General features: G+C 64.3%; 20 protein-coding genes. 9 read left to right on the top strand and 11 right to left on the bottom strand.

Annotated features, from left to right (window positions below; genetic code table 11):
- Positions 1–14: 14 nt before the first annotated feature.
- Positions 15–869, top strand: coding sequence for a sulfurtransferase (locus NTD88_RS23200; protein ID WP_095156355.1), 855 nt, complete (start codon positions 15–17; stop codon positions 867–869).
- Here NTD88_RS23200 and NTD88_RS23205 read toward each other — a convergent pair.
- The 6 genes from NTD88_RS23205 to NTD88_RS23230 form a co-directional block, all read right to left on the bottom strand.
- A complete protein-coding gene (locus NTD88_RS23205) occupies positions 866–1,864 on the bottom strand; it encodes a hydrolase (protein ID WP_262156360.1) in 999 nt (332 codons plus the stop codon). The two genes, NTD88_RS23200 and NTD88_RS23205, sit on opposite strands and share 4 nt — an antisense overlap.
- A 39-nt stretch (positions 1,865–1,903) precedes the next feature.
- On the bottom strand, positions 1,904–3,352 hold the full coding sequence (locus tag NTD88_RS23210) for a M16 family metallopeptidase (protein WP_262156359.1): 1,449 nt from the start codon (positions 3,350–3,352) through the stop codon (positions 1,904–1,906).
- Complete coding sequence (locus tag NTD88_RS23215) at positions 3,345–4,703, bottom strand: M16 family metallopeptidase (protein WP_262156358.1); 1,359 nt, start codon at positions 4,701–4,703, stop codon at positions 3,345–3,347. Before NTD88_RS23215 ends, NTD88_RS23210 begins: the two co-directional genes overlap by 8 nt.
- A 93-nt stretch (positions 4,704–4,796) precedes the next feature.
- Positions 4,797–5,378: a 16S rRNA (guanine(966)-N(2))-methyltransferase RsmD gene (rsmD, locus tag NTD88_RS23220; protein WP_110970319.1), complete on the bottom strand. Its 582-nt coding sequence runs from the start codon at positions 5,376–5,378 to the stop codon at positions 4,797–4,799.
- Positions 5,378–6,853 carry a M16 family metallopeptidase gene (locus NTD88_RS23225; protein ID WP_262156357.1) on the bottom strand — a complete coding sequence of 492 codons (1,476 nt, stop codon included), beginning with the start codon at positions 6,851–6,853 and terminating at the stop codon, positions 5,378–5,380. The genes rsmD and NTD88_RS23225 overlap by 1 nt, the downstream gene beginning before the upstream one ends.
- Positions 6,850–8,202 (bottom strand): M16 family metallopeptidase, encoded by a 1,353-nt coding sequence (locus tag NTD88_RS23230; protein ID WP_262156356.1) that lies wholly within the window; start codon positions 8,200–8,202, stop codon positions 6,850–6,852. The genes NTD88_RS23225 and NTD88_RS23230 overlap by 4 nt, the downstream gene beginning before the upstream one ends.
- A 234-nt stretch (positions 8,203–8,436) precedes the next feature.
- On the opposite strand from NTD88_RS23230, the gene ftsY reads away from it, so the two are divergent.
- The 4 genes from ftsY (at position 8,437) to rpoH (ending at position 12,558) form a co-directional block, all read left to right on the top strand.
- A complete protein-coding gene (ftsY, locus tag NTD88_RS23235; protein ID WP_262156355.1) occupies positions 8,437–9,897 on the top strand; it encodes a signal recognition particle-docking protein FtsY in 1,461 nt (486 codons plus the stop codon).
- Positions 9,894–10,565 (top strand): cell division ATP-binding protein FtsE, encoded by a 672-nt coding sequence (gene ftsE, locus NTD88_RS23240; protein ID WP_095156349.1) that lies wholly within the window; start codon positions 9,894–9,896, stop codon positions 10,563–10,565. The genes ftsY and ftsE overlap by 4 nt, the downstream gene beginning before the upstream one ends.
- A complete protein-coding gene (gene ftsX, locus NTD88_RS23245) occupies positions 10,562–11,590 on the top strand; it encodes a permease-like cell division protein FtsX (RefSeq protein ID WP_262128852.1) in 1,029 nt (342 codons plus the stop codon). The genes ftsE and ftsX overlap by 4 nt, the downstream gene beginning before the upstream one ends.
- 113 nt (positions 11,591–11,703) lie before the next feature.
- Positions 11,704–12,558 (top strand): RNA polymerase sigma factor RpoH, encoded by an 855-nt coding sequence (gene rpoH, locus NTD88_RS23250; RefSeq protein ID WP_095156347.1) that lies wholly within the window; start codon positions 11,704–11,706, stop codon positions 12,556–12,558.
- Positions 12,559–12,628: 70 nt separating this feature from the next.
- Here rpoH and mtgA read toward each other — a convergent pair whose 3' ends face one another.
- Positions 12,629–13,330, bottom strand: a complete 702-nt coding sequence (mtgA, locus tag NTD88_RS23255) for a monofunctional biosynthetic peptidoglycan transglycosylase (RefSeq protein ID WP_262156354.1) — start codon at positions 13,328–13,330, stop codon at positions 12,629–12,631.
- Positions 13,331–13,399: 69 nt separating this feature from the next.
- Here mtgA and NTD88_RS23260 point away from each other — a divergent pair, with 69 nt between their 5' ends.
- The 4 genes from NTD88_RS23260 (at position 13,400) to trmB (ending at position 15,652) form a co-directional block, all read left to right on the top strand.
- Positions 13,400–13,771 (top strand): DUF423 domain-containing protein, encoded by a 372-nt coding sequence (locus NTD88_RS23260; protein WP_095156345.1) that lies wholly within the window; start codon positions 13,400–13,402, stop codon positions 13,769–13,771.
- 102 nt (positions 13,772–13,873) lie between these two features.
- Complete coding sequence (thiS, locus tag NTD88_RS23265) at positions 13,874–14,074, top strand: sulfur carrier protein ThiS (protein WP_095156493.1); 201 nt, start codon at positions 13,874–13,876, stop codon at positions 14,072–14,074.
- Positions 14,075–14,122: 48 nt separating this feature from the next.
- On the top strand, positions 14,123–14,917 hold the full coding sequence (locus NTD88_RS23270; protein WP_065758185.1) for a thiazole synthase: 795 nt from the start codon (positions 14,123–14,125) through the stop codon (positions 14,915–14,917).
- Positions 14,918–14,926: 9 nt separating this feature from the next.
- Positions 14,927–15,652, top strand: coding sequence for a tRNA (guanosine(46)-N7)-methyltransferase TrmB (gene trmB / locus NTD88_RS23275; RefSeq protein WP_262128855.1), 726 nt, complete (start codon positions 14,927–14,929; stop codon positions 15,650–15,652).
- A gap of 111 nt (positions 15,653–15,763) precedes the next feature.
- Here trmB and NTD88_RS23280 read toward each other — a convergent pair whose 3' ends face one another.
- From NTD88_RS23280 to NTD88_RS23295, 4 genes are read right to left on the bottom strand one after another with little or no spacing between them, the layout of a single operon-like run.
- Positions 15,764–16,090, bottom strand: coding sequence for a DUF3392 family protein (locus NTD88_RS23280; RefSeq protein WP_095156343.1), 327 nt, complete (start codon positions 16,088–16,090; stop codon positions 15,764–15,766).
- 9 nt (positions 16,091–16,099) lie between these two features.
- The gene (gene hemW, locus NTD88_RS23285; RefSeq protein WP_262156353.1) at positions 16,100–17,314 is read right to left on the bottom strand and encodes a radical SAM family heme chaperone HemW; all 1,215 of its coding nucleotides are present in this window, start codon (positions 17,312–17,314) and stop codon (positions 16,100–16,102) included.
- Complete coding sequence (rdgB, locus tag NTD88_RS23290; RefSeq protein ID WP_110970329.1) at positions 17,311–17,907, bottom strand: RdgB/HAM1 family non-canonical purine NTP pyrophosphatase; 597 nt, start codon at positions 17,905–17,907, stop codon at positions 17,311–17,313. Before rdgB ends, hemW begins: the two co-directional genes overlap by 4 nt.
- The gene (locus NTD88_RS23295) at positions 17,904–18,338 is read right to left on the bottom strand and encodes a DUF4426 domain-containing protein (RefSeq protein ID WP_262156352.1); all 435 of its coding nucleotides are present in this window, start codon (positions 18,336–18,338) and stop codon (positions 17,904–17,906) included. Before NTD88_RS23295 ends, rdgB begins: the two co-directional genes overlap by 4 nt.
- Positions 18,339–18,360: the final 22 nt, after the last annotated feature.

Genomic DNA, 18,360 nt, shown 5'->3' on the forward strand with positions numbered 1-18,360 from the left:
ATATGGAGACTGTCATGCCTCACGCGCAACTGATCGCACCCCGGCAACTGGCGGAACGCCTCGGCGAGCCGAAGCTGGTGATTCTCGATTGTCGTTTTGCCCTGGAAGATCCGGATTACGGCCAGCGCAGCTATGCCGAGGGGCATATTGCCGGGGCGCATTTCGCCGATCTGGAACGCGACCTGAGCGCGCCAGTGGTCAAGGGTGTGACCGGACGCCATCCGCTGCCGCAACCGGAGCGGTTGATCGAGCGCCTGCAGCAATGGGGCATCGATAACGACAGCGACGTGGTGCTCTATGACGACGGCCCCGGTGCATTCGCCGCGCGGGCCTGGTGGTTGCTCGCCTGGCTGGGCAAGCGCAGCGGCGTGTACCTGCTCGATGGTGGCCTCAAGGCCTGGCATGCGGCGGGCCTGCCGCTGAGCCTGGACCTGGCGGACAAGCGCGAAGGCACGTTCAGCGGCGAGCCGGATTCGGCGTTGCTGATCAGTGCCGAGCAATTGCGCGAGCGTCTGGGCGACCCGGCCCTGACCTTGCTCGATGCCCGCGCCCTGCCGCGTTTTCGCGGTGAAGTGGAGCCGATCGACCCGGTGGCCGGGCACATTCCCGGCGCGCAATGCGCGGCGTTCACCGACAACCTGGGTGCCGACGGCCACTTCCTGCCCGCCGACCAGCTAAAGGCCCGCTTCACTAAACTGATCGGTGCGCGCAAGCCGGAGTCGCTGGTGGCCTACTGCGGTTCCGGGGTTACCGCCTGCCACAACCTGTTCGCCCTGAGCCTGGCCGGTTATCCGCTGGCGCCGCTGTACGCGGGCTCGTGGAGCGAGTGGATCAATAATCCGCAGCACCAAATCGCGACCGGCGATTAACGGCCCGCCTGCTGCGCCAGCCACTCGGGGATACGCCGTTCCAGGTAATACCCCGGCTGGCGCAGACTGCCCTCGATGAAGCCGACATGACCGCCATGAGCGTGTAGCTCAAGGCGGGTGCTGCTGGCCAACTCACAGGCTTCGGGAAGGCTGTGGCTGAAGACGAACGGGTCGTCGCGGGACTGGATGATCAGCGTTGGCGTGCGGTTCTCGCCCAGGTAGTAGCGGCTGGACGAGCGCTTGTAGTAGTCGTGGGCGTCATCGAAACCATTGAGCGGCGCGGTGATGCGTCCGTCGAAGTCCCAGAACGTGCGCAGGTTGGTCAGCGGCCCGAGCCGGGCCAGGGCCTCCAGCCCTTCGTGGTGGCCTTGGTGCTGGAAGTGCCGCTCCTTGTTCTTCACGTAGGTGACCATTTCGCGGATGAAATGCCGCTGGTAAACCCGCGAGAAGCCCAGGCTGATGCGGTCGGCGCACTGGTCCAGGCGAAACGGCACCGACACCGCCACGGCGGCCTGCAACTGGCTCGCCGAGCCGGTCTCGCCCAGGTATTTGAGCAGCACATTCCCGCCCAATGAATAACCCACCGCGTACAGCGGCGCCGACGGCCGCAGGGCGCGGAGGTGGGCGATCACTTCGGCCAGGTCTCCGCTGGCACCGGAGTGGTAGCTGCGCGGCAGCAGGTTCGGCTCGCCCGAGCAACCGCGCCAGTTCACCGCCACGCTGGCCCAGCCGCGGGCGTTCAGCGCGTGTTGCAGGCCGACCACGTAATGCGAGGAGGACGAGCCGGTGAGCCCGTGCAGCACGAGCACCAGGGGCGAAGTGTTGTCGCGGGGGCCGCTCCAGTCCAGGTCGAGGAAATCGCCGTCGGCCAGCCACACGCGTTCGCGCTGGTGATCCAGTGCTATCGACTTGCGCCACAGCGGACCCCAGAGGGTTTGCAGGTGAGGGTTGGAGAGGCCGAGGGCCGGGCGAAAATCGGAGGGAAGGCAGGACATGTCGGTTATCCAGTGATGTCCTGCCTAACTTGCCACAAATCAGTAACGCTGTACCGCGGCGAGTGGGGCTTCGGACGGATAGCGAGGCGGCAGGTCGGTTTGTTTCTCGTCCGGGCCGATGCTGATGAACACGGCCCGCTCCGGGTCCAGGTGACGCTGGAGCGCCGCCTTGATGTCATTGGGCGTCAGGGTCGGTGCGTGTTGGAGGTTGGCGAAATACTGGTCGAGTGCTGCCCGGTCACCGTTGAACTGGGTCAGCAGTTCCGCGAGCGATCCGTTCTGTGACACCTGTTTTAGCGTGTGCACGGCCAGTTGCTGCTGGGCCTCGTCCAGTTCCTCCTGGGTCGGCCCCTGGCTGATCAGTGTTTTCACGGTTTCCAGCACCAGGTCCTGGGAGGCGTCGTTGTGGCCGGCCGCAACATCCCACTCGATCCCCAGCATACCGGCTGAGTCCAGAGCGATCAGATTGGCCCTGATGCCATAGCTCAGGCCACGCGCGACACGCAGTTCTTGCATCAGGCGGGAACTGATGCCGCCGCCCAGAATCTCGCTGGCGAGCAGCAGCGGAAGGTAATCGGGGTCGCTTCGGTGCACCGTTAGCGCAAAGGCCAGCATCACGGTGGTCGCCGAGCCTGGGCGTTCGAGGTGGAGGATTTCCGGCTCGGCCAGGGCCGGAACCGGCAGTCGAGGCTGAGCGGTGCCTGCCGGCAGGGCCTGGCTGATCTTCTGCGCGATGGCCTGGGCATCGGCCTGGCTGAGATCGCCGACGATGGACAGGCTGAGGTTGCGGGCAACGTAATGGCTGGCGTGGAAGTTTTCCAGCTCTTGGACGGTCAACGCCTTGACCGTCTCCGGTAGGCCATGGGACGGCTCGGCGTAGGGGTGTCCGGCGAACAGGTGACGGTACAACCCGTTCTTCAGCATCGCGGCAGGCACATTGCGCCGCCGTTCCTCGATGGCCAGCCATTGCGACTTCATGAGCTGCAGTTGCGCATCCTTGAGGGCCGGGCGGGCGAGCATTTCGATCAACAGATCAACCGCCGCGTCCTGTTGTTCGGACGCGCTGAGGCTGCGCAACGACAACTTCACGTAGTCCCGATGGATCGACTTCGAGAACTTCACGCCCAGGCTGTCGAGCCGTTCGGCCAGTTCATAGGCGCTTCTGTCGCGGGTGTCTTCATCGATCATGTACAGCGTCAGTGCCGCCAGCCCCGGCTTGTCGGCGTCGGCCGCGCTGCCCGCCGCGATACGCACCTCGATGTCGATCATCGGCAGTTCACGGGCCGGCACGAACAGCACGCGGCTGCCCGCCTCGGTGTTCCAGGACTGCACCTTGGGAATGCGCATGTCGGTTTGCTGCCTGTCCAGCCCCGCCACCGAGGTCAGTCCGCCAAAACCATCATTCTGTTGCGCGGTGGCGAGGGCAGCGTACGCCCAGGCGCACAGCAGGCCGGCGCCCATTCGCAGGGCTCTGTTCAGGTCATTCATGCGTGCGCTCCTTGTCGTGCATGTAGGTCACGGTCAGGCGGTCACGGGTCAGGTAGTCGCGAACCGCGTCCTGTATCTGTAGCGCCGAGACCTTCTGAACCTCGCGGATTTCCGTGTCGAGCAGGGTCGGGTCGAGGCCGCTGGCGGAAAAGATGCCGATGGCGTCGGCCTGTCTATCCATCGAATCGCGCACGAACACCATGCTGGAGGTGAGGCGGGCTTTGGCGCGTTGCAGTTCCTGCTCGCTGGGAGGGGACTGTTTGAGGTCCTCGATCAGGATCCAGATCGCCTCTTCCGCCTGGCGCAGGCTGATCTGCTTCTGCGCGTTGGGGAAGGCGTGGAGGGAGAACAGCGAGTCGCCTCGTTGATAGGCCGAATAATCGGAGCTGATATACGTCAGCAGTTCTTCCTCGCGCGCCAGTTTGCGCGTCAGGCGCGAGCTGACACCTTCCGTGAGCAGGTGCGAGAGCAGGCTCAGGGCATAGGCATGGGCAGGAGATTCGGCGGTCGCGAGGCTGGGTGCATTGAAGCGCATGCTCACGCCTTCGTTGAGCCCCGGCAACGCCACTTCCAGCCGTCGTTCTCCCGGCGGATCAAGTTCTCTGGGCAACCTGCTGGCGGGTAGTTCGGCTTTGCGCAGGCCGGCGAACTGCCGCTCGACCAGTGGCCGGAGCTGACTCAAGGTGATGTCGCCGACGATCACCAGCGTGGCGTTGTTCGGGTGGAACCAGGCTTGGTGCCAATTGCGCAGGTCGTTCACAGCCATGCGTTCGAGGTCATGCCGGTAGCCGATCGTCGGGGTGCGATAGCTGCTTTGGCTGTACGCCAGTGCCTGCGAGCGTTCTCGGGTCAGCACGAACGGGTCGTCGTCATGGTCGGTGCGACGCTCGGCCATGACGACGGCGATTTCACGGTCGAACTCCGTCTCACCGAGCAGCGCACTGCCCATGGCATCGGCCATGGCCTCCAGGGCAACTTCCAGCCGGCTGACGGGCAAGGTCTGGTGGAACACGGTGGCGTCATCGAGGGTGAAGGCGTTTTCTTCGGCCCCGAGGCGCGACAGGATCCGGGAGTACTGTCCGGGGGCGATCTTGCCGCTGCCTTCGAACATCAGGTGTTCGAGGGCGTGGGAAAGGCCGGACTGTCCGGGTGGCTCATAGCTGGAGCCGACGTGGTACCAGAGCTGAGAGACCGCCAGGGGCGCCCGGTGGTCCTCGCGCAGGTAAACCCGCAGGCCGTTGTCGAGGGTGAACTGCTGGAGTGGCGGTGTCGGGGTATCTGCGGCGGCCGCTGAAGAAAGGGCAGCCAGCAAGGTACCGGCAAGGTAATGCCGACGGCGGTGTGATCGCATGGTGGGAAGCTCCGCGGGTGATGGGCGGAGTAGTGTCAGTGACCGGAAAAACCGCCTGCGGTACTTAGGTCTCGCAGGCGGTTTTGGCTCAGATCAGCCGCGCTCCCACAGCGCGTAGTACACCTGACCGGCTTTTTTCTCGCGGTGCAGGCGCCAGTTGCCCGGCAGGTTCAGCGACGAAGGCGAGGTCTCGCTCTCGGTGTAGATCCAGGCGCGATCGGCCAGCCAGCCGCGCTCTTCGAGCAGGGCGCAGGTGCTCGGCAGCAGGTCCTGGTGGAACGGCGGGTCGAGGAACACCACGTCGAAGGCGAGCTTGGGCTCACCTTGCAGGTAACGCTGGGCATCGCTCTGGAATACCTGGCCGCGCGGGCAGCGCAGCAGTTCGAGGTTCTGCCGCAGGCTGGCGATGGCCGCGGAATTGCTGTCCAGCGCCACGGAATCGCCGGCCCCGCGGGACAGGGCTTCCAGGTACAAGGCGCCGCTGCCGGTGAAGGCATCCAGCACCTTGGCGCCTTCGATGTGCGCGGCAAGCCAGTTGAACACGGTTTCCCGCACCCGGTCCGGCGTCGGGCGCAGGCCGGGGGCACTGGGGAAGCTCAGGCGACGGCTGCGCCATTCGCCGGCGATGATGCGCAACTGGCCTGGGCCCGTTTGCGGCTTGGATGGACTGGCCATTAATGCTCCGGTACGCCGAGCGGCTGCTCGGCGGGTTTATCGAGGGGTGGTGGCAGCGGCTGCTGCGGCACCTTGGGGCCGGCGGTGACGATCACCAGTTTGTCGGCCGACAGGTGGCGGTTCAGCGCGTCGCGAACCTGTTCCACGGTCAGTTCCTGGGACTGGCGCATGTAGTCTTCAAGGTAGGTCAGCGGCAGATTATAGAAGCCGATGGCGCCCAGTTGGCCGACGATGCTCGCGTTGCTGGCATTGGACAGCGGGAAGCTGCCGGCCAGTTCACGCTTGGCGTCGTCCAGTTCCTGCTGGGTCGGGCCGGTCTTCAGGTAATCGCTGAGAAGGTCCTGCACCAGCTTGAGCGTGCCTTCGCTGAGTTCCGCGCGGGTCTGCAGGTTGATCATGAACGGCCCTTGCGCCTGCATCGGCACGAAGGTGGAGTAGACGCCGTAGGTCAGCCCGCGTTTTTCGCGCACTTCGCTCATCAGACGGGTGCCGAACGAGCCACCGCCGAGGATCTGGTTGCCCAGCGAGAGGGCGGCGTAGTCCGGGTCGTTACGGTCGATGCCCAGTTGCGCCAGCAGCAGGTGCGTCTGCTTGGACGGGAAGTCGATGTGCGTCGCGCCGGCTTTGGGCTCGGCGGGCGCTTCGACCTTGGCTAGCGCCGGGCCTTCCGGCAGCGCGGCGGAGACTTGCGAGGCAATGGCCTCGGCGTCAGCGCGGCTGAGGTCGCCGACCAGGGCGATCACCGTGTTGCCAGCGGTGTAGGCCTTGGCGTGGAAGGCGCGCAGTTGTTCCAGGGTGATCGGCGGAATGGTCTTGGCGGTGCCGTCGCTCGGGTGGCCGTAGGGGTGCTGGCCGTACAGACGCGCGAACAGTTCCTGGCTGGCGAGCTTGCCGGGGTTCTGTTTCTGGTACTCGAAGCCGGCGAGGATCTGGTTCTTGATCCGGGTCAGGGCGTCTTTCGGGAAGGTCGGCTTGCCCACTACTTCGGCGAACAGCTTCAACGCCGGCTCGCGCTTGTCGGCAGCGCTCAGGCTGCGCAGCGAGGCTACCGCCATGTCGCGGTAGGCGCCGTTGCCGAAGTCGGCGCCCAGGCCTTCGAAGCCCTGGGCGATGGCGCTGACGTCCTTGCCGGCCACGCCTTCATTGAGCATGGCGTTGGTCAGCGAGGCGATGCCGGGGGTGGCGCCGTCATGGCTGCTGCCGGCGGCGAAGGTCAGGCGCAGGTCGAACATCGGCAATTCGTGGGCTTCGACAAACAGCACCCGCGCGCCTTCGGCGGTGTTCCAGGTCTGGATGTTCAGGGCGCGGTGGCTCGGTGCCTTGCCATCCAGCTCGGCCAGCGACTGCAGGGTGTTGGTCGGCTTGGCGGCGGAGGCCGGGGTGCTGTCGGCGTAGGCGGGCGCGGCCAGGGCTACGGCCAGCGCGAGAATGCCGAGGCCCTTGAGGTTGAAGCGGGGCATGGTCTGCTGGCTCATTGGGCGCGCTCCTCGGGCAGTACATGGGCGATGCTCAGGCGCTCGCGGGTGAAGTAGGTGCGCGCGGCGTTCTGGATGTCCGCGGGGGTCACGCTTTTCAACTCGTCCAGCTCGTTGTCGATCAGCTTCCAGGACAGGCCGACCGTCTCCAGTTGGCCGATGGTGGTGGCCTGGCTGCTGATGGAGTCGCGGTCGTAGACCAGGCCGGCGATCACCTGGGCGCGCACGCGCTCCAGCTCTTCGGCGCTGGGCGGGGTGGTCTTCAGTTCGTCGAGCAACTGCCAGATACCGGTTTCGACTTGGGCGAGGGTCTTTTTCTTCTGCGTGTTCGGGGTTGCCGAGAGCACGAACAGGCTGTCGCCGCGGGTGAACGGGTCATAGCGGGTCGAGGCACCGGCTACCAGCTCCTGGCCGCGCTCCAGACGGCTGGCCATGCGGGCGCTGTAGCCGCCGTCGAGCAGGGCCGAAATCAGCCGCAGGGCATGCACTTCACGAGGATTCTTCGCGGTGGCGAGGCCCGGCACGTTGAAGCCGTAGATCAGGCTCGGCAGTTGTGTGCGCACGTGCACCGTCAATTGGCGCTGGCCGGGCTCGGCCAGTTCGAGCGGCAGCTTGGTTGGCGGCAGGGTGCGTTTCGGGATGCCGGCGAACCAGCGATCGGCCAGCTTGCGCACTTCATCGACCGTGACGTCGCCGACCACTACCAGCGTGGCGTTGTTCGGCGCGTACCAGGATTCGTACCAGTGACGCAGCTCTTCGACCTTCATGCGCTGCAGGTCGGCCATCCAGCCGATGGTCGGCGTGTGGTAGCCGCTGGCCGGGTAGGCCATCGCCTTGAACAGTTCGAATGCTTTGGAGCCAGGGTTGTCGTCGGTGCGCAGGCGGCGCTCCTCCTTGATGACCTCGATTTCGCGGCTGAACTCGTCGGCCGGCAGGCGCAGGCTGGCCATGCGGTCGGCTTCCAGTTCCAGGGCGACGTTCAGGCGATCACGGGCCAGGACCTGGTAATAAGCGGTGTAGTCGTCGCTGGTGAAGGCGTTTTCCTCGGCGCCGAGGTCGCGCAGGATGCGCGAGCCCTCGCCGGGGCCAACCTTCTCGCTGCCTTTGAACATCATGTGCTCAAGAGCGTGGGACAGGCCGGTCTGGCCCGGGGTCTCGTAGCTGGAGCCGACCTTGTACCAGACCTGCGAAACCACCACCGGGGCGCGATGGTCTTCGCGTACGACGACTTTCAGGCCGTTGTCGAGGATGAATTCGTGGGTGGGTTGCGGGTCGGCGGCGAGGGCCGCCAGGGGCAGGCAAATCGTGCTGAGCAGCAGGCCAGCGGCACGGCGGGCTAGAGCATTCATTCGTAGTTCAACCTGTTGGGCTGCCCGCATGGCCTTAGCGTCGGCGGGCTAGGAGGTGCTAGGATACTGATCCGGTTGCCTGGCGACCATGCCTGTCGAGGATGTCGCCGCAAAGGCCCCTCGACAAAATAGACGACGCGCACGAACGAGCCGGATTTAAAAGAGTCTCTTCTGCGTTAAAAGAATTCTGACGCGCCAAGCAGGCGCATCGCCACCCTGAGATAGCCGTCTTCCATGTTTGGTTCCAACGACGACAAGAAAACGCCGGCTGCGCCCGGTGAAAAGAAAGGCCTGTTCGGCTGGCTGCGCAAGAAGCCCCAGCAACCTGTTGTCGAACAGCCTGAAAGCCCCGCCCCGATCGCTCCCGAGCCCGCTCCCGCCGTAGTGCCGGAGCCTCAGGTCAGCGCGGCGCCGGCCATCGCCCCTGAAGTGCTGGCTCCGGTTGCGCCTGAAGCGCCGCTCGCCGCGCCGTCCAGCCTGGTGCTGCCGGTGCCGGAAGAGCCGGTCGCGCTGGTGCCTGACCTCGAACCTCACCAGCCGCCAGTTATTCCCGAGCGGGCGGTTGAAGTCGTTCATGTCGAACCTGAGCCGCAACCCGCGCCAATCCCGCAACCCGAGCCTGTTCACGTCGCGCCTGCTCCCGAGCCCGTCGCGCCGGTCGTCGAGCCTGCTCCGGTGGTTGTCGCTGCGGCTCCAGCCCCTGCCCCCGTCCCCGCTCCGGTGGTCGAGCCGGCGCCAGTTCCCGCTGTTGTCGAAGAAACCAAAGGCGGCTTCTTCTCCCGCCTCAAGCAAGGCCTGTCGAAGACCAGCGCCAGCATCGGCGAGGGCATGGCCAGCCTGTTCCTCGGCAAGAAGGCCATCGATGACGACCTGCTTGATGAAATCGAAACCCGTCTGCTGACCGCCGACGTCGGTGTCGAGGCCACCTCTCTGATCGTGCAGAACCTGACCCAGAAGGTCGCCCGCAAGCAACTGGCGGACGCCGACGCACTGTACAAATCGCTGCAGGACGAATTGGCCGGGCTGCTCAAGCCGGTGGAGCAACCGCTGCGGATTCAGTCGCAGGGCAAGCCGTTCGTCATCCTGGTGGTTGGCGTCAACGGCGCCGGCAAGACCACCACCATCGGCAAGCTGGCCAAGAAGCTCCAGCTCGAAGGCAAGAAAGTCATGCTGGCCGCCGGCGACACCTTCCGTGCCGCGGCGGTGGAGCAGTTGCAGGTCTGGGGTGAGCGCAACAACATCCCGGTCATCGCCCAGCACACCGGCGCCGACTCGGCCTCGGTAATCTTCGATGCCGTGCAGGCCGCCAAGGCCCGTGGTGTCGATGTGCTGATCGCCGACACCGCCGGCCGCCTGCACACCAAAGACAACCTGATGGAAGAGCTGAAGAAGGTTCGCCGGGTGATTGGCAAGCTCGACGCCGATGCGCCACACGAGGTGCTGCTGGTACTCGACGCCGGCACTGGCCAGAACGCCATCAACCAGGCCAAGCACTTCAACCAGAGCGTTGAACTGACTGGCCTGGCCCTGACCAAGCTGGACGGCACCGCCAAGGGCGGGGTGATTTTCGCCCTGGCCAAGCAGTTCGGTCTGCCCATTCGCTATATTGGCGTAGGTGAAGGCATCGACGATCTGCGCGCGTTCGAAGCAGAATCCTTCGTTAAAGCACTGTTTGCCGAGCGGGAGCACCCATGATTCGATTCGAACAGGTCGCCAAGCGTTACCCGAATGGTCACGTTGGCCTGCATGAGTTGAGTTTTCGGGTACGGCGGGGCGAATTTCTGTTCGTGACCGGTCACTCCGGTGCCGGCAAGAGCACCCTGTTGCGCCTGCTGCTGGCCATGGAGCGTCCGACCAGCGGCAAGTTGCTGCTGGCCGGCCAGGATCTGGGCCAGATCACCAATGCGCAGATCCCGTTCCTGCGCCGCCAGATCGGCGTGGTGTTCCAGAATCACCAGTTGCTGTTCGACCGCACCGTCTTCAATAACGTCGCCCTGCCATTGCAGATTCTCGGCCTGTCCAAGGTCGAGATCGCCAAACGCGTCGACTCGGCACTGGAGCGGGTGGCGCTTTCCGACAAGTCCGCGCTGTTCCCCGGCGACCTGTCCACCGGCCAGCAACAGCGGGTCGGCATCGCCCGCGCCATCGTTCACCGCCCGGCATTGCTGCTGGCGGACGAACCCACCGGTAACCTCGACCCGCGCCTTGCCGCGGAGATCATGGGTGTTTTCGAAGATATCAACCGCCTGGGCACCAGCGTGCTGATCGCCAGCCACGACCTGGCGCTGATCGCGCGTATGCGCCATCGCATGCTGACGCTGCAGCGCGGTCGCCTGATCGGCGATGGGGAGGCCGGGCAATGAGTGCGACACGCAGTCCAAAAGTATCCGAACGGGTAGCGCCGAAGCCGGCCGACGCGCAACCGGAGAAAAAGAAGAAGGGCCATGACGATGACGACGGCCCGGATTTCCGCACCCTGCTGCATGCCTGGCTGGAAAGCCACCGCGCCAGCCTGGTGGACAGCCTGCGTCGCTTGGGCAAGCAGCCGATCGGTAGCTTCTTCACCTGCCTGGTCATGGCGGTGGCACTCAGCCTGCCGATGGGCCTGTCGCTGATCCTGAGCAATATCGAACGGCTTGGCGGCTCCTGGCAGCGCGCCGCGCAGATCTCCCTGTACCTGAAGCTGGACGCCAGCGCCCGTGATGGCGAGGCCCTGCGCGAGCAGATCAAGACCCTGCCGGGCGTGGCCGATGCCGAGTACGTCAGCCGCGAACAGGCGCTCAACGAGTTCCAGCAGCAGTCCGGTCTGGGCGAAGCGCTGCGTGAACTGCCTGACAACCCGCTGCCCGGTGTGGTGGTGGTGACCCCGGCGGAAGTCGATAAAGCCACCCTCGAAGCTTTGCGTCAGCGTTTGTCGGAGCTGCCGCGTGTTGAGCTGGCGCAGCTCGATCTGGTCTGGGTAGAGCGGCTGGCGGCGATCCTCAAGTTGGGTGATCGCTTCGTCTTTGGCCTCACCGTTCTGCTGGTGTCCGCGCTGCTGCTGGTGATCGGCAACACCATCCGCCTGCATATCGAGAACCGCCGGACGGAAATCGAAGTCATCAAGCTGGTCGGCGGAACCGACAGCTATGTGCGTCGCCCCTTTCTTTATATGGGTGCGTTGTACGGGCTGGGCGCGGGGATTCTGTCGTGGGGCGTGCTGGCATTCGGGCTGAACTGGCTGAATGACGCGGTGGTCGACCTGTCAGGGCTGTATGGCAGCGATTTCGCCCTGGCGGGCGTGCCGTCTGCCGATGGTCTGTCGCTCTTGCTTGGTGCGGTACTGTTAGGGTATATCGGTGCATGGATCGCGGTGGCCCGGCATCTGAGTGAGCTGGCACCACGATAGTGTCTTTTTGCTGGTATTGACTCTTTTGGTTTTCAGGGAACTTGTTTAGCGGTTTCCGGTCAATGTTGGCAGTGCCCATGGGCACGAGTTTAGTGAGTCGGAGGTTTTTTCGTATGACCACTTCGTTGCAACCTGCCTACGCCTTGGTCCCGGGTGCGAACCTGGAGGCCTACGTACATACGGTGAACAGCATTCCACTGCTGACTGCCGAGCAGGAGCGTGAACTGGCCGAGAGTCTCTACTATGAGCAAAATCTTGAGTCTGCTCGGCAAATGGTGCTTGCGCACCTGCGCTTCGTTGTACACATTGCCCGCAGCTATTCCGGCTACGGGCTGGCCCAGGCCGACCTGATCCAGGAAGGCAACGTCGGCCTGATGAAAGCAGTCAAACGCTTCAACCCGGAAATGGGCGTGCGTCTGGTGTCCTTCGCGGTGCACTGGATCAAGGCCGAGATCCACGAGTTCATCCTGCGCAACTGGCGGATCGTCAAGGTTGCGACCACCAAGGCGCAGCGCAAGCTGTTCTTCAACCTGCGCAGCCAGAAGAAACGTCTGGCCTGGCTGAACAACGACGAAGTGCATCGCGTCGCCGAAAGCCTGGGTGTGGAGCCGCGGGAAGTCCGCGAGATGGAAAGTCGCCTGACCGGCCAGGACATGGCCTTCGACCCGGCTGCCGAAGCCGATGACGACAGCGCCTTCCAGTCGCCAGCCAACTACCTGGAAGACCACCGCTACGATCCGGCTCGCCAACTGGAAGATGCCGACTGGAGCGATAGCTCCTCGAACAACCTGCACGAAGCATTGCAGGGCCTGGACGACCGTAGCCGCGACATCCTCTATCAGCGCTGGCTGGCCGAGGAAAAGGCCACGCTGCATGACCTGGCGGCCAAGTACAGTGTTTCGGCGGAGCGTATCCGCCAACTGGAAAAGAACGCGATGAACAAGGTGAAAGCCCTGATCGCAGCCTGATTTTCCAGGTGTCAGAAATAGAAAGCCCGACTCGAAAGGTCGGGCTTTTTTATTGGCTGTAGGGCCGAAATCATCGCCCCTGCAACTGCTCCAGATAACTGTCGCCACCCAACTGCCCCATTTGCTGCCGAATCCACCCGGCCCGCCGCGCTACATAAGTGCTCGGCTGGCTGGCGCTCCAGTTGCGCGGGTTGGGCAGTACGGCGGCGAGCAGGCTGGCCTGCTGGCGCGACAACCGACTGGCGTCGACGCCGAAGTGATGGCGAGCCGCGGCCTGGGCGCCAAACACGCCGTCGTCCCATTCCGCACTGTTGAGGTAGACCTCGAGGATCCGCTCCTTCGACCAGAGCAATTCGATCAGCGCGGTAAACCAGGCTTCCAGCCCCTTGCGCACCCAGCTTCGGCCGGACCAGAGAAACTGGTTCTTGGCCACCTGCTGGCTGAGGGTGCTGGCCCCGCGGACACTGCCGCCGCGCTCGTTATGCGCCAGCGCCGCCTGGATGGCCGTGAAGTCGAAGCCCCAATGGCTGGCGAATTTCTGGTCTTCGCCGGCGATGACCGCCACTTTCAGCACATCGGAGATTCGTTCCCAAGGCTCCCAGTCGCGCTGCAAGTCGATGGGCTGGCCGTCGAACCAGGATTCGATCTTGCGCTCGACCATCAGCGCCGTACCCGGCGGCGGCACCCAGCGAAAGATCAGCACCAGCAATACGCTGCCTCCGGCGAACCAGAGCAGGGCACGAGCGAGTCGTCGAAATACGGATGACAGCATGGTGATGGCTTGGCCGCGGCGGATGAGCGGGCCATTATACAGGCCCTGTGCACCCCAAGGAGTTGTTCCATGCTTCGTAGCTTCCTGATGCTTGCGGCGTTCTTCGGCTTTACCGGCGTGGCCCTCGGTGCCTTCGCCGCCCACGGACTCAAGGGCCGGCTGACCCCTGAATACCTGGCGATCTTCCACACCGGCGTCACCTATCAACTGGTCCACGCGCTGGCGCTGATCGGCGTCGCGGTGCTCAGCGTGCACCTGCCGGGACGGCTGGTGAACTGGGCCGGCGGTCTGTTCGGCCTCGGCATCCTGCTGTTCTCTGGCAGTCTGTACCTGCTGACCCTGAGCGGTATCAGCAAGCTCGGCATCATCACGCCATTGGGCGGAACCGCCTTCCTCGCCGGCTGGTTGTGCCTGGGTCTGGCGGCCTGGCGGATGAACTGACTCGCGGGTCGAAAATCGTGACGAATGGTGTCGCCCGGCCTTGGGTTCGGGCGCGGATCGGCGCTAGAATGCGGGCCCCTAAAAATAATGGCGGCCGTGCGCATGCGCATTCAACTGAACGGTGAACCCTTCGAATTGCCCGACGGCGAAAGCGTCGCGGCCCTGCTGAGCCGGCTCGACCTGGTTGGGCGTCGGGTGGCGGTCGAACTGAACCTGGACATCGTGCCGCGTAGCCAGCACGACAGCACCGCGTTGAGCGAAGGCGACCAGGTGGAAGTTGTCCACGCCATCGGCGGCGGCTAGGCCCCCGCGCTTCACCTGCAAGTCCCTCAACCTTCAAGAGGATTACCGATGAGCAACGTTCGTAGCGACAAGCCCTTCACCCTGGCCGGTCGTACTTTCCAGTCGCGCCTGCTGGTCGGCACCGGCAAGTACCGTGACATGGAAGAAACCCGCCTGGCCATCGAGGCCTCGGGTGCCGAGATCGTCACCGTCGCCGTGCGCCGGACCAACATCGGCCAGAACCCGGGCGAGCCGAACCTGCTCGACGTACTGCCGCCAGACCGCTACACCATCCTGCCGAACACCGCCGGTTGCTACGACGCGGTCGAAGCCGTGCGCACCTGCCGCCTGGCCCGCGAACTGCTCGACGGCCACAACCTGGTCAAGCTGGAAGTCCTGGCCGACCAGAAAACCCTGTTCCCCAACGTGATCGAAACCCTCAAGGCCGCCGAAGTGCTGGTCAAGGATGGTTTCGACGTGATGGTCTACACCAGCGATGACCCGATCATCGCCCGCCAACTGGCCGAAGCCGGCTGCATCGCGGTCATGCCGCTGGCCGGTCTGATCGGCACGGGCCTGGGGATCTGCAACCCGTACAACCTGCAGATCATCCTCGAGGAAGCCAAGGTACCCGTGCTGGTGGACGCCGGTGTCGGTACCGCTTCCGACGCCACCATCGCCATGGAACTGGGCTGCGAGGCGGTGCTGATGAACTCGGCGATTGCCCACGCGCAGCAGCCGATCATGATGGCCGAAGCCATGAAACACGCCATCGTCGCCGGCCGCCTCGCCTACCTGGCCGGCCGCATGCCGAAAAAACTCTATGCCAGCGCCTCGTCGCCGCTGGATGGCCTGATCAAGTAAGAGCCTCTGATGACTGAATCGCAAGAATCGCCGATCGCCGCCGAAGGCGAAGAGCGCCAACACCGCCGTATCAAGAGTTTCGTGATGCGCGCCGGCCGCATGACCGAAGGCCAGCAACGCGGCCTGGACCAGGGCGGCCCGCTGTTCATCCTGAAGCTGGCCGACAGCCCGGTCGATTACGACCAGGTGTTCGGCCGTTCGGCGCCACGCACCCTGGAGATTGGTTTCGGCATGGGGCACTCCTTGCTGGAGATGGCCGCCGCCGCGCCGGATCAGGACTTCATCGGTGTCGAAGTGCACCGTCCGGGTGTCGGCGCGCTGCTTAACGGTGTGCTGACCCAGGGCCTGAAGAACCTGCGGGTGTATGACTGCGATGCCATCGAGGTGCTGAACACGTGCGTCGCTGACGGCAGCCTCGATCGCCTGATGCTGTTCTTCCCTGATCCGTGGCACAAGAGCCGTCACCACAAACGCCGCATCGTCCAGCCGGAGTTCGCCGAGCTGGTGCGTCGCAAGTTGAAGGTGGGCGGTGTATTCCATATGGCGACCGATTGGGAACCGTATGCCGAATACATGCTGGAAGTGATGAACGTCGCGCCGGGTTATCGCAACCAGGCGGCGGATGGCACCTATGTGCCGCGTCCTGAAGAACGCCCGATCACCAAGTTCGAACGCCGCGGCGAGCGGCTGGGGCATGGGGTTTGGGATTTGAAGTACGAGAAACTGGCTGACTGATGTAACGGGACCGCTGTGCGGTCCTTCGCGAGCAAGCTCGCTCCTACTGGTCTCGAATACACCGGACCTTTAGGCGCGAGCTTGTCGAGGCGACGAACCGTCGCGATTGCTTTATCCCCGCCGATCAGCCACAACGCCGATCAATACCAGCACCACCAGCAACACCGGCGCCAGCGCGTAGTTGTTGAACTGGCCCAGTCCCTTCACCACCCACGGGGTGGCATAGATCAGCGCAGCGCCGCTGCCGATCAGCACCAGCAAGGCCATGAACGGCACCCGCAAAGCCCCGGCCAGGCCGCCGAGGCGTCCTTCGACCCAGCTTTTGATGTCGGTGCCGAACAGCACCAGCAGGCAGCCGACCAGCGCCAGCGAGATTTCCGACAGGTTGCTACGGCTCCAGCGGGAGATGGTTGAGAGCAGGTCGAGTACCAGGTCCATGCGCTTTCCTTAGGTCAAGAAGTACTGCAACAGGTCGTTGAGGAACAACTGGCCGCGCGCGGTGGCGACCAGTCGCGTCGGTTCGACTTGTAAAAGGCCTTTTTGTTCTGCTTCCCGGCGCGCCGCGGTGAGTTGTTCCAGTGGCAGCCCGGTTCGCTGGCTGAACAGCGTAGCGTCGACGCCGTCGGTCAGGCGCAGGGCGTTCATCAAGAATTCGAAGGGCAGTTCATCCACCGGCAGCAGCTTTTCGCCGGCCTTGAAGGCCTTGGCCGGGTTCAGGTAGTCCTTGGGCAGACGGGTTTTCCAGGTGCGCAGAATGCGCCCGTCCGGATGACTGAGCTTGCCGTGCGCCCCCGCGCCGATACCGATGAAGTCGCCAAAACTCCAGTAGTTCAGGTTGTGCCGGGCCGCCCGTCCGGCCTGGGCGTAGGCGGAAACTTCGTACTGGTGGAAGCCGTTTTTCGCGAGCAGGGCCTGACCGGCTTCCTGGATATCCCAAAGGATGTCGTCTTCCGGCAGCACCGGCGGCTGGTTCCAGAACACGGTGTTCGGCTCCAGGGTCAACTGGTACCAGGACAGGTGCGTCGGGCCGAGGTCGATGGCTTGTTGCAGGTCGGCCAGGGCGTCGTCCAGCGATTGGTCTGGCAGCCCGTGCATCAGGTCCAGGTTGAAGTTGTCGAAGCCGGCATTGCGCGCCATGGCGGCGGCGCGGATCGCTTCGTCGCCGTTATGGATGCGGCCGAGCGCTTCGAGCTTGGCCTGCTGGAAGCTCTGGATGCCGATGGACAGTCGGTTGATTCCCAACTGTCGGTAGGCCTTGAACTTCTCCTGCTCGAAGGTCCCCGGATTGGCTTCCAGGGTGATCTCGATATCGCTGGCAAACGGAATGCGCTGCTCCACCCCGACCAGCAGGCGGCCCAGCGCCTTGGCGCTGAACAGGCTGGGCGTGCCGCCGCCGAAGAAGATCGAGCTGATCGGCCGGCCATATACGGCGTGCAATTCCTGGTCGAGGTCGGCCAGCAGCGCGTCGACGTAAGCGTCTTCAGGCAGTTCGGGTGTGGCGGCGTGGGAATTGAAGTCGCAATACGGGCATTTGCGCACGCACCACGGAATATGGATGTACAGCGCCAAAGGCGGCAGATGCGGCAAGGCCGCCCTTGGCGTTTGGGACGTGAAGCCAGCCTCGCCCAGATGCAGTGGCTGTGCCGGCGTTTTTTCGGTCATGCCAGGCCCAGACGTTGACGCAGCAGGCTCATGGCGCGGGCGCGGTGACTCAGTTGGTTTTTCTCGACAGGGGCCAGTTCGGCGCTGGAGCAGTTGCGCTCAGGGACCCAGAACAGCGGGTCGTAGCCGAAACCGTGCTCGCCGCTGGCGGCGGTCAGGATGCGCCCGTGCCACAGCCCTTCGCAGAGGATCGGCAGTGGATCATCGGCGTGGCGGACCAGCGCCAGGACGCAGACGAACTGCGCGCCACGTTCGGCTTCCGGGACATCTTTCAGAGCGTCCAGCAGCTTGGCGTTGTTCGCCGCGTCGCCCTTGCCGTCGGCATAGCGCGCCGAATAGATGCCGGGTGCGCCGCCGAGGAAGTCCACCGCCAGGCCCGAATCGTCGGCCAGTGCCGGCAGGCCGGAGATGCGCGCGGCATTGCGGGCTTTGAGGATGGCGTTCTCGACGAACGACAGGCCGGTTTCTTCCGGCTCGACGCTGCTGAATTCACCGATGGAGCGCAGTTGCACGGTGTCACCGAGCATGGCCTGCAGTTCCTTGAGTTTGCCGGCGTTGTGGCTGGCCAATACGAGTTGCTTGATGTTCATCATTCGCCTGGGAAGACTTCCTGGTTGAAGCTGAAGGTGTTGTTGGCGTCGCCCGAGCCGACCGTGATCGAGAAGGTCAGGGTTTCGGGCTGTTCCACCGGGAACTGGGCCAGGTAATAGACGGCGCCCTGGTCGGTGACCTGCTTGAAGCTCAGGTTGCTCTTGCGGCTGGTCAGGTCGCTGATGGTGCCGCTGACGCTCGCGGTGCTCGGCTTGCCGCCCTTGAGCACGGTGATATTCAGTACGCCCTGGTTCTTGCTGCGTACCAGCCCGCTGGCCTGTGCCGTGGTCGGCTGCAGGAAGGCGGAGTTGAAGACGCTGTAATGCACGGTGACATCGCCGAAGACTTCCTTGCGCTCCGGTTTTGCGGCATCGGCAGCCAGCACTGGCAGGGCCAGGCACAGGCTGAACAGAAACATGGCTAGGCGACGCATGATCGTATCCTCTGATTGGGCG

It is taken from the genome of Pseudomonas sp. 20P_3.2_Bac5, from assembly GCF_025466035.1.
Classification (GTDB): Bacteria; Pseudomonadota; Gammaproteobacteria; order Pseudomonadales; family Pseudomonadaceae; genus Aquipseudomonas.

Bases quoted from the DNA above. Each gene is read 5' to 3' on its own strand.
- NTD88_RS23295 (WP_262156352.1), bottom strand. From the start codon at position 18,338: ATGCGTCGCCTAGCCATGTTTCTGTTCAGCCTGTGCCTGGCCCTGCCA.
- ftsY (WP_262156355.1), top strand. From the start codon at position 8,437: ATGTTTGGTTCCAACGACGACAAGAAAACGCCGGCTGCGCCCGGTGAA.
- mtgA (WP_262156354.1), bottom strand. From the start codon at position 13,330: ATGCTGTCATCCGTATTTCGACGACTCGCTCGTGCCCTGCTCTGGTTC.
- NTD88_RS23280 (WP_095156343.1), bottom strand. From the start codon at position 16,090: ATGGACCTGGTACTCGACCTGCTCTCAACCATCTCCCGCTGGAGCCGT.
- trmB (WP_262128855.1), top strand. From the start codon at position 14,927: ATGACTGAATCGCAAGAATCGCCGATCGCCGCCGAAGGCGAAGAGCGC.
- rsmD (WP_110970319.1), bottom strand. From the start codon at position 5,378: ATGGCCAGTCCATCCAAGCCGCAAACGGGCCCAGGCCAGTTGCGCATC.
- NTD88_RS23270 (WP_065758185.1), top strand. From the start codon at position 14,123: ATGAGCAACGTTCGTAGCGACAAGCCCTTCACCCTGGCCGGTCGTACT.
- NTD88_RS23205 (WP_262156360.1), bottom strand. From the start codon at position 1,864: ATGTCCTGCCTTCCCTCCGATTTTCGCCCGGCCCTCGGCCTCTCCAAC.
- rpoH (WP_095156347.1), top strand. From the start codon at position 11,704: ATGACCACTTCGTTGCAACCTGCCTACGCCTTGGTCCCGGGTGCGAAC.
- NTD88_RS23210 (WP_262156359.1), bottom strand. From the start codon at position 3,352: ATGAATGACCTGAACAGAGCCCTGCGAATGGGCGCCGGCCTGCTGTGC.
- thiS (WP_095156493.1), top strand. From the start codon at position 13,874: ATGCGCATTCAACTGAACGGTGAACCCTTCGAATTGCCCGACGGCGAA.
- hemW (WP_262156353.1), bottom strand. From the start codon at position 17,314: ATGACCGAAAAAACGCCGGCACAGCCACTGCATCTGGGCGAGGCTGGC.
- rdgB (WP_110970329.1), bottom strand. From the start codon at position 17,907: ATGATGAACATCAAGCAACTCGTATTGGCCAGCCACAACGCCGGCAAA.
- ftsX (WP_262128852.1), top strand. From the start codon at position 10,562: ATGAGTGCGACACGCAGTCCAAAAGTATCCGAACGGGTAGCGCCGAAG.
- ftsE (WP_095156349.1), top strand. From the start codon at position 9,894: ATGATTCGATTCGAACAGGTCGCCAAGCGTTACCCGAATGGTCACGTT.
- NTD88_RS23225 (WP_262156357.1), bottom strand. From the start codon at position 6,853: ATGAGCCAGCAGACCATGCCCCGCTTCAACCTCAAGGGCCTCGGCATT.
- NTD88_RS23260 (WP_095156345.1), top strand. From the start codon at position 13,400: ATGCTTCGTAGCTTCCTGATGCTTGCGGCGTTCTTCGGCTTTACCGGC.
- NTD88_RS23230 (WP_262156356.1), bottom strand. From the start codon at position 8,202: ATGAATGCTCTAGCCCGCCGTGCCGCTGGCCTGCTGCTCAGCACGATT.
- NTD88_RS23200 (WP_095156355.1), top strand. From the start codon at position 15: ATGCCTCACGCGCAACTGATCGCACCCCGGCAACTGGCGGAACGCCTC.
- NTD88_RS23215 (WP_262156358.1), bottom strand. From the start codon at position 4,703: ATGCGATCACACCGCCGTCGGCATTACCTTGCCGGTACCTTGCTGGCT.